The 11,195-nt window shown below is 65.5% G+C and carries 12 protein-coding genes and 4 pseudogenes; 9 read left to right on the forward strand and 7 right to left on the reverse strand.

The features are described from left to right. Positions 1-100 precede the first annotated feature (100 nt). A complete protein-coding gene (gene snpA / locus ACIQFZ_RS29990) occupies positions 101-808 on the forward strand; it encodes a snapalysin (protein ID WP_365430446.1) in 708 nt (235 codons plus the stop codon). A 58-nt stretch (positions 809-866) separates the two neighbouring features. On the opposite strand, the pseudogene ACIQFZ_RS29995 reads toward snpA, so the two are convergent. Beyond that, a pseudogene (locus ACIQFZ_RS29995) lies at positions 867-1,166 on the reverse strand (amino acid permease); the annotation flags it as partial. A 974-nt stretch (positions 1,167-2,140) separates the two neighbouring features. On the opposite strand from ACIQFZ_RS29995, the gene ACIQFZ_RS30000 reads away from it, so the two are divergent. The 3 genes from ACIQFZ_RS30000 (at position 2,141) to ACIQFZ_RS30010 (ending at position 2,997) form a co-directional block, all read left to right on the forward strand. Beyond that, complete coding sequence (locus ACIQFZ_RS30000; RefSeq protein ID WP_402692663.1) at positions 2,141-2,530, forward strand: Ku protein; 390 nt, start codon at positions 2,141-2,143, stop codon at positions 2,528-2,530. After that, a complete protein-coding gene (locus ACIQFZ_RS30005) occupies positions 2,488-2,664 on the forward strand; it encodes a hypothetical protein (RefSeq protein ID WP_402692664.1) in 177 nt (58 codons plus the stop codon). Before ACIQFZ_RS30000 ends, ACIQFZ_RS30005 begins: the two co-directional genes overlap by 43 nt. 105 nt (positions 2,665-2,769) lie before the next feature. Beyond that, complete coding sequence (locus tag ACIQFZ_RS30010) at positions 2,770-2,997, forward strand: hypothetical protein (protein ID WP_402692657.1); 228 nt, start codon at positions 2,770-2,772, stop codon at positions 2,995-2,997. Positions 2,998-3,071: 74 nt separating this feature from the next. On the opposite strand, the gene ACIQFZ_RS30015 is transcribed toward ACIQFZ_RS30010, so the two are convergent. The 3 genes from ACIQFZ_RS30015 to ACIQFZ_RS30025 form a co-directional block, all read right to left on the reverse strand. Then, positions 3,072-3,245 carry a hypothetical protein gene (locus ACIQFZ_RS30015; RefSeq protein WP_402692658.1) on the reverse strand — a complete coding sequence of 58 codons (174 nt, stop codon included), beginning with the start codon at positions 3,243-3,245 and terminating at the stop codon, positions 3,072-3,074. A 3-nt stretch (positions 3,246-3,248) separates the two neighbouring features. After that, the gene (locus tag ACIQFZ_RS30020) at positions 3,249-3,428 is read right to left on the reverse strand and encodes a hypothetical protein (RefSeq protein WP_383061505.1); all 180 of its coding nucleotides are present in this window, start codon (positions 3,426-3,428) and stop codon (positions 3,249-3,251) included. Positions 3,429-3,714: 286 nt separating this feature from the next. After that, the gene (locus ACIQFZ_RS30025; RefSeq protein ID WP_365775630.1) at positions 3,715-3,945 is read right to left on the reverse strand and encodes a DUF397 domain-containing protein; all 231 of its coding nucleotides are present in this window, start codon (positions 3,943-3,945) and stop codon (positions 3,715-3,717) included. A 60-nt stretch (positions 3,946-4,005) separates the two neighbouring features. Here ACIQFZ_RS30025 and cutA point away from each other — a divergent pair. After that, a pseudogene (gene cutA / locus ACIQFZ_RS30030) lies at positions 4,006-4,233 on the forward strand (divalent cation tolerance protein CutA); the annotation flags it as partial. Between the two features lie 312 nt (positions 4,234-4,545). Here the strand turns inward: cutA and ACIQFZ_RS30035 are convergent. Further along, positions 4,546-5,967 (reverse strand): amino acid permease, encoded by a 1,422-nt coding sequence (locus tag ACIQFZ_RS30035; RefSeq protein ID WP_402692659.1) that lies wholly within the window; start codon positions 5,965-5,967, stop codon positions 4,546-4,548. Between the two features lie 216 nt (positions 5,968-6,183). On the opposite strand from ACIQFZ_RS30035, the pseudogene ACIQFZ_RS30040 reads away from it, so the two are divergent. Continuing rightward, positions 6,184-6,439, forward strand: a pseudogene (locus ACIQFZ_RS30040) (IS982 family transposase); the annotation flags it as partial. A 382-nt stretch (positions 6,440-6,821) separates the two neighbouring features. Here the strand turns inward: ACIQFZ_RS30040 and ACIQFZ_RS30045 are convergent. Together ACIQFZ_RS30045 and ACIQFZ_RS30050 are read right to left on the reverse strand one after the other, a co-directional pair. Beyond that, entirely contained in the window at positions 6,822-7,166 is a 345-nt protein-coding gene (locus tag ACIQFZ_RS30045) for a transposase (protein ID WP_383134297.1), read from the reverse strand. Between the two features lie 91 nt (positions 7,167-7,257). Further along, positions 7,258-7,995 (reverse strand): annotated as a pseudogene (locus ACIQFZ_RS30050) (ISAs1 family transposase); the annotation flags it as partial. A 737-nt stretch (positions 7,996-8,732) separates the two neighbouring features. On the opposite strand from ACIQFZ_RS30050, the gene ACIQFZ_RS30055 reads away from it, so the two are divergent. The 3 genes from ACIQFZ_RS30055 (at position 8,733) to ACIQFZ_RS30065 (ending at position 11,087) form a co-directional block, all read left to right on the forward strand. Beyond that, positions 8,733-9,419, forward strand: a complete 687-nt coding sequence (locus ACIQFZ_RS30055; protein WP_365437000.1) for a CatB-related O-acetyltransferase — start codon at positions 8,733-8,735, stop codon at positions 9,417-9,419. Between the two features lie 88 nt (positions 9,420-9,507). Beyond that, positions 9,508-10,248 carry an SDR family oxidoreductase gene (locus ACIQFZ_RS30060; RefSeq protein WP_383061517.1) on the forward strand — a complete coding sequence of 247 codons (741 nt, stop codon included), beginning with the start codon at positions 9,508-9,510 and terminating at the stop codon, positions 10,246-10,248. Positions 10,249-10,553: 305 nt separating this feature from the next. After that, positions 10,554-11,087 carry a hypothetical protein gene (locus ACIQFZ_RS30065; protein WP_402692660.1) on the forward strand — a complete coding sequence of 178 codons (534 nt, stop codon included), beginning with the start codon at positions 10,554-10,556 and terminating at the stop codon, positions 11,085-11,087. The last annotated feature ends 108 nt before the right edge of the window (positions 11,088-11,195 follow it).

The raw sequence follows: 11,195 nt of genomic DNA on the forward strand, positions 1-11,195 counted from the left end.
CTATCCCCGGTTGCCATCATCCGCAGGCCCGTTGGTGTGCCCGAAACTCCTGCGTGACCGATCGTTCACCACCCCACACGAACGAGTAGGAGCCCCCCACATGAAGGCGTCCCGCACGACCTCCACGTCCGCGAAGACCTCCAGGAAGCTGGTGGCCCTCGCGCTCGGCCTCGGTCTGGCCTCCGCCGCTCTGGGCACCGCGAGCCCGGCGAGCGCCCGAACCGACGACTCCGCGCCGTCCGCCTCCGCCGCCTCCGCCGCGTACGCCCGGTACGCCGGTTCGGCGGAGAGCGCCGCCAACAACAAGGCGTTCTTCGACGCCGTGCTGAAGTCGGTCGCCGAGAAGCAGGCCGCCCATCCGACCCTCCAGGCGGTGACCGTCTCCTACAACGCGTCCCAGGCGCCGAGCTTCGCCTCGCAGATATCGAACGCGGCGTCCATCTGGAACGGTTCCGTGTCCAACGTCAAGCTCCAGGCGACCTCGGGCAGCGCCGACTTCGCGTACTACGAGGGCAACGACTCGCGGGGCTCCTACGCCTCCACGAACGGCCACGGCAAGGGCTACATCTTCCTCGACTACGCGCAGAACCGGCAGTACGACTCGATCCGCGTCACTGCCCACGAGACCGGCCATGTGCTGGGCCTGCCGGACCACTACAGCGGCCCGTGCAGCGAGCTGATGTCGGGCGGCGGTCCCGGCACGTCCTGCACCAACCGCTATCCGGACGCCAACGAGCGCGCCCGCGTCAACCAGCTGTGGGCCAACGGGCTCGCGAAGGCCCTGAAGGAGCTGGCCAAGACGAACTGACGTCCCGCCCCCCACTGGTGCGGGCCGCCCACCCCACAGGGCGGCCCGCATCGCGGGATCAGGCCGCCGCCCTGCTCCAGCGGGCGGCCATCACCGCGTAGACGAGGACGCCTGCGAACAGGAACACCACTCCCTGGTAGACCGCCGCGTACCCGGCGCCCGCGACGAGCCACAGCGAGAAGGCGGCCGCGCCGCCCGCCACCACGGCGTCGCGCACCAGGCGTGCCCGGTCGACCCGTTCGCGCCGCCCCGAGACGAGGTGGAAGATCTGCGCGGCGGTGGCCAGCAGGTACGGCACGGTCGCGGTGAACGTGGTGACGAGGACCAGGACCTCGAAGACCTTGGCCTCCTGGCCGGTCGCTGCGAGCGACTGGTCGTTTCTGACGAGTGCCGGTGTGGGAGCGGGCAGATAGTGGGTGATGTTGCGCCAGGCGCGCTCGATGTATTCCTCCTTCTCGCCGCCGCACCGCCTACGCCTACGTCAGCCCCTCCACACTCCTGCACACACTCGTCACCGACACCACCGCACCCGCCGACGAGGTGACCGCGCGCGAAGGCGCCGGCACCACCGTCAAAACCGCCTGACCACTCCGCTGCGCGGGCGCACCACACCGGCACGCAACGGTCGGCGTCACGAACAGCCGGCTGCGCTCCCGCGGGAAGACGACCACGTGCCCGGGTGCTCGCCTCCGCCAGCTGGCCCTCGCAGCAGTTCGCGGTACACCTCCGACCAGCCCTTCTACGCCAAGGACAACATCGCCACCGCCGACGGCCGCCTGGGCTCGCACTACCTCGCCGCCTGGACCATCGCCCGCCTCGAGGGCAACGATGCCGCCGAAAGCGCGCTGCACTATGTCGCCCGGCCGAGCTTGCTGCCGAACAGAGCCACCGGATCCACGGAACGCCCGGACGGACACTGTCGGGACAGCCGACGACGACCGTCCTGACGCGGGATCCTGGTGGCAGGGAAGCGGGCGGCGCTTCGTGGTCTGTGGCCAGGCATGTGCGAGGGCTCCGAGGGCAAAAAACAGTCCCCGGTAGTGCTGCACGTGTCCTGAAGCTTCAGTCGTCACTATCGCCTCGGTATCGCGCCGGCTTGCCGGGGGCCTAAACCACATCCTGTCGAAGTCACTCCACCGACTAGACATCCTCATCGACTTTGTAACCTTTTCGGTGTTATGGCCTAGAAATAACCATCCACGCTTTGTGTTCAGAGTCAATAGGCTTTGGGTAAATTTCTAGCGGCCGGTGGGTGAAGGCGTCGTGGGCTGGGCGCTGCTCGGCGCCACCGAGGACCACAGCGTCCGCTTCCACCAGTACCACCTGGAGGACATGGGCCGGGTGCGCGGGCGCAAGGTGTGCGAGGTGGAGGACCGCGAGGTCACGCAGGATGAGATTGGCAGGGGCTACGAGTGGTCGAAGGACCAGGTTGTCCCCATCAGCGACGACGAACTCAGCGACCTGCCGCTCCCTACAGCGAAGGCCGTGGAGATCGAGGCCTTCGTGCCCCTGGAGTCCGTCGACCCGAAGGGGATCGGGGAAGGCTACTACCTGCCCCGGACGGGCAGGTCGCAGCCAAGCCGTACAAGCTGCTACGGGAGGCCCTCGGCTGCGACACGTACACCGAGGCCCTGGAGCAGATCATCGAGGCCAAGCGCGAGCATGGATCGCCGCCGGAGATGCCGGAGCCGGAGGCCGAGCCGGGCCAGGTCCTCGACCTGATGGCTGCACTGAACGCGTCTGTGCAGAGGGCGAAGGCCTCTCGCGGGGAAGGCGAGGCCGACGTGCACGAGATGCCTGTGCCGAAGAAGAAGGCCGCGAAGAAGCAGCCGGCCCGCAAGCCGCGCAGCGCCTAGGGTGGTCGAACGGCAGGGCGCGGAGTGCGTAGCTGATCCTCGACGTTCTCAACGCTCCCCAGGGCTTGTGGTTACGTCGGTCCGTCTGCCGTGGTCTTTGCGCTGATGGTCGTCTTTGTGTGTGGCCCGGTGCTGGTTGCCGCGGCCCTCGTCCGCTTCACCACCAAGATCAGCCGAAAGGTGCTGGACAGTGCCTTACTCGCAGGCGTCGCCGCCCTCCTCGTGGCCAGCCTGTACGCGGAGCTGTGGGGCGTCGCTACCCTCGCCGGCGTCGTATTCGACCTCGCCGCCATGGCCCGGGTGATGGATCTGGTCGAGGCGCCGCGGCGGTAGCGACGACAACGCAGACACACGACGAGGCCCCCGCCGAACTCCTCGGCGGGGGCCTCGCGCCGCACAGCCCGAAGTCAGGTCAGTGCCGACTGACCTTGGTAATACGGCACTTCAGCCCATCGGGCGCCTTGGCGAGCCCCCCCCCGGGCCTTCTCGTTGGCCTTCTGGCCCGCCGCCAGGTTGTTCACCATCGCCACGCCCTCGCTGGAGCGCGTGCCGGAGCCGTCGACGAACTCGACCTGCACCATGTATCAGCGGCTACGCGAGTCGTGATTCTCGATGGTCAGCTCGGCCTGCGGGAAGCCGGCGAGATTGTCGGTCGACGAACACTTCGTGATCTTGATGTCGTCCTCGGGCTTGTGGACCCCGGCCGGCTTCGACTCCGCCTTGGTTTCGCCGCTGCCCCCGAGCTGGTGCCGGTGCTGGTGCAACCCGTCAGTACAGCCGCAGCAGCGGCCACTGCCGCCAGCCAGATGCGCGTACGCATGTTGTGAGTGCCTCCCCCTGATGCACCTACGAACAGCAGAACGTAGCGGCCCGATCCCGGTCGGTAGACACCGAACCCGGCGGTACGCACCCCAACGAGGCAGCCGTCGACAGCCTGACCGACGCTTGATCAAAATGCGCCGGGCCGGAAACCCGTCGCCCCTACTCCAGGAAGCCGAGCAACGTGTCCGGACGGCACTGTGTGCACGCCGTTACCTGCTGCCGCGGCCTCTAGCCGAATTCGCCGTCACGCACGCCCCGTTGGAACGCCGCCCATTCCTCTGCGGTGAATCGCAGCGGCGGCAGTTCCCTGTTGTTTGAATCGCGGACCGCAACCGCTCCGTCGCCGAGGTCTGCGACCTCCACACACGTCTTTGTCCACCTGTTGGTGTAGCTGCTGCTGGCCCAGTGCACATCAGTCAGGTCCATTGCGTACAGCTCAACCTTTGCTGCGTCCACCATTGGATCTCCTGTTGATATCGAATCGGACGTTCTCTTTTCAGCATCACCCTGATGGTCCAGATGCGCACCGGAAACGGCAGCAACCCGACAAAACGCCGCCAGCTCGCGCAGGTGTCGACCGCCACGCCGGAACGTGAGCAAGCCGTCGACCTTGCCAAGGGCGCAGTCCAGCGGCGGCTGGCCGCCGGTTCCCAGATCATCGGCCCCGTTGGGTCGGTGTTCTGGCATCTTGGCGAGTTCGGGGAGGGTGAGGAGTGGCGCCTGCTGCTGACCACGCCACAGGATCGAGGCCGAACCCGTAAAGATCACCATCGACGACCGAGCCAGACCGGCCAGCGACGAGCAGTAACAACGAACCGCGACGAGAGCGCGAACCCACCGAACGAACGAAGCGCCCCCGCCGGGATCGTCATGGCGGCCGACGCGGGCTCGTGGAGCCCGGGGCGGGTACGAGCTGGTCAGGGCACTACGCGTTCACGGTTTCCGCGCGGTGTTCCCGAGGGAACACGACGGCGGGCTGAAACGGCCTGAGGTGGGCCAGGGCGGGGCGCCACGGACCGACCCGGTGGCTATTCGTGCAGGTCGGAGGGAAACCGCAGGTCAGGCGCAACGTGAGGAGCCTTCTGCAGCCTTGTTCCGGCGGGCGGCCATCACCGCGTAGACGAGGACGCCTGCGAACAGGAACAGCACTCCCTGGTAGACCGCCGCGTACCCGGCGCCTGCGACGAGCCACAGCGAGAAGGCGGCCGCGCCGCCCGCCACCACGGCGTCGCGCACCAGGCGTGCCCGGTCGACCCGTTCGCGCCGCCCCGAGACGAGGTGGAAGATCTGCGCGGCGGCGGCCAGCAGGTACGGCACGGTCGCGGTGAACGTGGTGACGAGGACCAGGACCTCGAAGACCTTGGCCGAACCCGACGTGTAGTTGTAGACGGTGAGCAGCGAGGCGAGGACGACGGTGACGGCGACGCCGAAGGTCGGGACGCCGCGCCGCCGGCGCGCGAATGCGGCGGGGAACAGGCCGTCCCGGGCCGCGGCGTACGGGGTCTGCGCGCTCAGCAGGGTCCAGCCGTTGAGGCAGCCGGTCATCGACACCAGCGCGGCGAGCGCTACGGCCCATCCGCCCCAGGAGCCGCCGAACATGGCGTTCACGGCGTCCGAGAAGGGCGCGGTGGACTTCACCAGGCGATCGTGCGCCACCGTGCCGAACACCGAGAGCGTGCCCAGCAGATAGACGAGCGCCGCGCCCGTGGTGCCGATGACGGTGGCCCGCCCCACGTTGCGCCGGGCGTCCTTGACCTCGCCCGCGCTGACGGCCGCGGACTCCACGCCGAGGTAGGAGAAGAGCAGGATCGCGGCGGCGGCGGACACCGCTCCGATCGTGCTGCCGCCGCCCTCGTGGAACGGTCCGAGGTTGCGCGGGTCGAAGAAGAACAGCCCGCCGACGGCGACGAGCAGCAGCGGCACGAACTTCAGCACGGTGGCGACGAGCTGTACGGCGCCCACGTACCGGGTGCCCGCGAAGTTGGCGAGCGCGGGCAGCCACTGGAGGGCGAGCGCGGCCAGACAGGCCGTCCAGCGGTGGTTGTTCACCGGGACCAGCACGTCGAGGTAGCCGACGGCGGCGACGGCGAGCGCCGCGTTCGACACCCAGGTGGTGATCCAGTACGCCCACGCGGCGAGGAAGCCGGCGAACTCGCCGAAGGCCTCGCGGGCGTAGACGTAGGGTCCGCCGGTGCGCGGGTTCCGCTCCGCGAGGCGGCCGAAGACCAGCGCCAGAGCGATGGCGCCGAGGGTCAGGACACCGAAGGCGACCAGGCTGACCGTGCCGTACGGGGCGACGGAGGCCGGGAGCAGGAAGATCCCGCCGCCGATGATGTTGCCCATGACCAGGGCGGTGGCGACGGGCAGCCCGAAGCGCCGGGCGTGCCGGCCGGAGTTTTCGGTGGGGTCTTCGGCGGGGGTGTGGTCCGCGGGGGTCTCCCGCGGTGCCGGAGCCGACGGGACGGTTCCGGTGACGTGCATGGGGTGGTGCGCCTCTCTTCGAACTGATGCCCGGGATTGCCGGGACGGACCCCATGGTCGGTCATGGCCCGACACGACACCAAATCACACACTTTTATCCCGTATGGCGCTGCCCGCTACCGCAAAAGATGCCCCTTTGTGCACCCCGAGCCGCGAATCGTCCTGTGCTGCTCCTGTCTCCCGGCGCGGTCGCGGAACCCCGGTACGGTCCCGGCCGAACCCGAACTCGTCGCCACCTGGCCGGGACAGACCTTGATCGGCGACAAGAGCTACTTCGGCCGGACTTCGAGCGCGGGCTGGCCGAGCACGGCATCCGGCTGATGCGGCCGACCCGCAAGGGCGAACCGGAGCGGCCCGGAGCCGAGCTGTTCAAACCACTTCGGCAGGTCATCGAGTCGGTCAACGAGACTTCAAGGGCCAGCTCGACCTGGAACGGGCTGCACACGCCCATCAGGGACAGGGGCACGCCGGGGGCTGTCCAGAAGTTGTCCCAGATGCCCCAGTCGTATGACACCGATCCCTTCTGGACCTGAGCGAACACGCGAGTGGCGCGCTGATCATCGTCGCCCAGGGCATCGCTATTGCTCCGCACGCGGAGCAATTTTCTGTGTCCTGCCAGCCCTGCGGCCTCACCCGATCCGCAGGGAGCAACGGCCCAGCTGCCTCAGGCAATTCACTCCGACTCATCGGCCCGGCACGGAAAATCAGAGCAGTAGAAAGCCCCGCTTCCTCGGTTCGAGAAGCGGCGCTCCGTGGGTGTCGGGCGAGCGGAGAGCGGCCGGGCATCGTGCCCGCGTATGGGCTCGCAGTGGCCCGGGACGTATCCCAGGTGTGTTCCCAGGGTTGATGCGTTCTCAGGTTTCGAGATCGAGTAGTTGGAGTGCGTGGTCGGTTCGTGACCGGTAGTGGTCGGTGGCGGCGGTGATGTTTGTCCAGCCGGCCTGGCGGATGAGGGCGATGGCGAGGTTGCGGAGGGTCGCCATTGCTCGGGGTGCGGTGCCGGTGCGGATGCGGGAGGCGTCCTCGGCGAAGGTTACGTCTCTCACGTGGTGCAGGGCCTCGACCTGCCAATGCCCGCGGATCAGTTGTGCGAGTTGGGCCGGGGTGGCCTGGGTGGGGGTGAGGCTGGTGATCGCGTAGATCGTCTTGACGGCCGTTTTGCCGGTCTTGCGGTTCGTGCGGCGGCGCTTGATCTCGATGGCCTGCGTGCGGGAAGAACAGGTCGGGTTGGACGGTGCAGACCTTCAGACGGCGGATCTCGCGGCGGTCGTGGTTCTTGTCCCGGGTGCGGTGCTGGAGGGGAATCTCGCACCAGGGCAGTCGCTGCAGTTGTCGGCGGAGCTTCTTCTGGTTTCCTTTCACGACCAGGATGTAGTGGGCGCCCTGGGCGCTGATCTGCTCGGCGTGATCGGTCTGCGTGTGCATCACGTCGGCGGTGATGACGTGTCCCCGCAGGTCGAGCCGTTCCAGCAGCGGGGCGAAGGCGGGGATCTCGTTGCTCTTCGCGGCAATCTGCCGCTGTGAGATCACCGTCTGGTTCTCATGCAGGACGGCGGCGAGCAGGTGGATGGCGCTCTTGCCGCCGTCGCGGCTGCGGCGCACGGCTTTGCCGTCGACGGCCTGTCCCACCAGTTCGGGCGGACCGGTTTCGACGGGGTCACGGGAGTGCCGGGCAAGCCAGGCGCACACAGCGTCATCAAGGGCGTCGCCGTCGACGCGGGAGAGAAGGCGGCCCAGGGTGGTGGCACGCGGAAGACGCTCCAGCCCGATCCGTTTGCGCACCTCAGGGGTGGAGTCGATGGCGAACCGTGCGATGCCGGCCAGTGTGGTGGCCCCGCCGAGGACCGCGATCAAGCACAGGGCAAGCAAAGAGCCCAGCCGGTAGCGGCGGCCTCTTACGCGCCGCGGATCGGAAAGCCGGTCCAGGACCGTCGACAACGAGGTCAGGTCGGACAGTTCGGCGGGTGTGCAGGACAAGTCGACGTCCTCGCGGTGGCGTTGCAGGACACCGATCAGGGAGGATGACACGCGAGCGCGATTCCTTTTCGTGATCAAAGGCTTCGACAACCTTGATCATCGGGGGTCGCGTTCGTCGCCTCCAGCCTGGACACCTCGGACCGCCTCAGTACGCACGCGCCTGATCAGTCCATCTCGCCAAGCGGGAACCATCAGTCCTGGTGACGCACCCACCAGCCATCGTCACGTGCCCGCGATCAGCACGTCTATAAAGATCAACCCGACTGTGAAATCGCTCTGTCAGCGGGGAAACTTCATTTTCGGGCTGCAGAGTTGGCGGTGGTGACCTCGGGTTTCACGGGGTGAGTTGTTTGGCGATCTTCAGGAGTTCGGCCGTGGTGCTCACGATGAATGTGTGGGTGCCGTTCGTCCATGTCGCGGTGCTATTGGAGTGACGAACATCGCCGCCGCCACCGACCACTACCGATCACCGACCGACCACGCACTCCAACCACTCGATCTTGAAACATGAGAACACATCAGCTCTGTCCAGGCACGTGCCTCTCATCAGCGGAAACGTCTACGCGCAGGACTTTGCGGCAACCCTGGGACATCAACACCCCCCCGTAGAACTTGATTGCTTCCTTAGGGTGAAAAGAGGAGGAGGTGGAGAGGTGCGCAAGAGATCCGGGTACTCATGTCTACCAGCAGTTAATAATCAAGGAATCCACTTCAGGTGCCCTTATGTGAATTATCGCTTCGTCTGAAATCAGGGATCCTGTCCACTTCTAGCCGAGAGCAGCATCGCTATGCCTGATGGTTATCACTGGTCGAGGCCGCAGTACCTCCATGAGGCCGTAACCAACCCCAACATCCACGTGACAGGAACCCGCAGTTACTACAGCCACGCCTGGTCCGGCGACTTCGAGGGGTCCGTGGTGCGTTACCTCCACGGAGATGCCTACAGCCGAGCGAACCGGAACTGGACGCCACCCTGGCCCATCGACCAACTATATATCGGCGACTACGTGTGCATTGGAGCCGAAGCTGTAATCCTCATGGGCGGCAACCATCTTCATCGCGCAGACTGGTTCAGTCTCTATCCTTTCCGTGACGTTCGCGCCGACGCTTACCAGGGAAAGGGAGACACTGTGATCAAGGACGGTGCCTGGATTGGCATGCGTGCCATGATCATGCCTGGCGTAACACTAGGCGAAGGCGCCGTAGTCGCTGCTCAAAGTGTAGTCACCCGCGATGTGTCGCCCTACACCCTTGTGGCCGGCAGTCCTGCACGGGAAGTCCGGAAGCGCTTCGATCCGGAGGTCATCGACCGGCTCCTCGCACTGGACATCTACAAGTGGAGCGACGAGAAATTCGACTCTCTGCGTCCGGTTATCTGCGGATCAAGTATCGACGCCCTTGAGGAGATGTCCCAGGCGTGGGATGTCTCAAGCTCAAAAGTTCATAGAAATGCAGCCGCTGACCCTGTGGCATAACCCAACCAGTAAATGCATGCAGCCGGAATCGGAATCGCCGAGTGCGGGTCTCTTTAAGGCCCCGTATTACGTTAAGGAGGAAACGGGAATGTTCCAGAGTCCTTACTCCCGTGTCGCCCTCGTCACTGGCGGGTCCGGCGGGATCGGCCGCGCCATCGTCAGACGGCTGGCGGAAGACAAGTTCTGTCTAGGCGTTCACTATGCAGAAAACAAGGAGACGGCCTACAGCCTGGTGGAGGAGATCACGTCGAGTGGCGGTCGGGCGATCGCAGTCGGCGGCGACGTCGCTGATGAGGACGCGATGGCCGCAGCCTTCGATGAAGTCGAAGTTGAATTCGGGGGAATCGACGTCCTCGTGCACACCGCCGGTATCATGCGGCCTGGACCAATCGCGGCCCTGGACCTGACTGAGCTCGACCAGATCCACCGCACTAACATCCGCGGCACGTTCGTCGTCGACCGGCAGGCGGCCCGACAACTACGCGCCGGCGGAGCAATCATCAACTTCTCCACCTCCATGACCCGCACACAATTCCCCGCCTACGGTGCATACGTCACGAGCAAGGCGGCTGTCGAGGCAATGACCCTGGTGCTCGCCCGCGAGCTGCGCGGCAAGGACATCACGGTCAATGCTGTCGCCCCCGGCCCCACCGCCACCTCGATGCTTTTCGGTGACAAGAACGAGACAACCATCGGCAACCTCGCCAAGGCCGCACCGCTCGAGCGTCTGGGACGCCCCGAGGACATGGCCGAGATCGTGGCCTTTCTCGCAGGGCCGGCACGCTGGGTAAACGGCCAGGTAGTGTTCGGCAACGGCGGTCTTGCCTGAACTGAATCCTTCCCGATCACACAGCAATCACAAGATCGCTGGTCAGGCGTCTCTGATCAAACCTCAGAGGATCTGCACCCTTTTCGGATTACAGGAAAGTCTCGTGAAGGGTGAGGGTCAAGACTCGGTGTTGAACGTGCGCATCACGCCTGGTCACCGATGTCTTTAGCTGAAGCTGCATCAGGACAAAGTGTGGCTCGCACCCCTCCGACCTGCAGGAACGTGAACCTTCCGCTGTAATGTCAGTCAATTGATCGGGAAACTCGAAATGCAAGCCCCTCAAAGAAGGGTTAGGGCATCAGAAAGTGAACAAAACGAGAACCATTAGCGTGGTCGCTAGTGCGGCATTTGCTTTGATGGGCGTGCCGGCCACCGCCTCGCCAGGAACAGCTGCTACCAGGGATGTCGGTACAGAGAAGCTATACCTGACGGTCACTGGAACCACGCAGTACGGGTATCCGTTTACATCAAAGAAGGCGGGGGACGAATTCGGCGGCAGCGGGAAAGTTAGTGAGAGGAACGCCGGAGTAGGCGACGGAAAATTCTCGTACTACTGCAAAATCACTGCTGTCAGTACCGCTCCCAACACGCTCACCAGCATCTGTCACGCCGCGCTGGACCTGCCAAAAAAAGGTCAGATCATGCTGGAGGCACTGGTCACCCAAAAGGCTGGCACTTCGGGTTTCCGGATGGCGGTCACGGGTGGAACAAACGACTACGAATTTGTAAGGGGTCATGCTGACTTCACTGAAACACCACCACCCGCGAGAATCGTCGTCGCTCTGGTCCATCCAACGAAGACGCCGGTGGTAGCGCCCGGCGTGGCAGCACCTCGCTGACCGGCACTGTCAAGTCCCTTCAGTTGTAGATCACGGCCCTTGTGGTACTTCTGCGGACGCGTGCGGTGGGGGCTGGTGCATGTGTCGTCGTGCGTGGGTGCGGCGGTG

Origin of the sequence: Streptomyces sp. NPDC093064 (assembly GCF_044754605.1) — a bacterium.
In the GTDB taxonomy this organism is placed as follows: domain Bacteria; phylum Actinomycetota; class Actinomycetes; order Streptomycetales; family Streptomycetaceae; genus Streptomyces.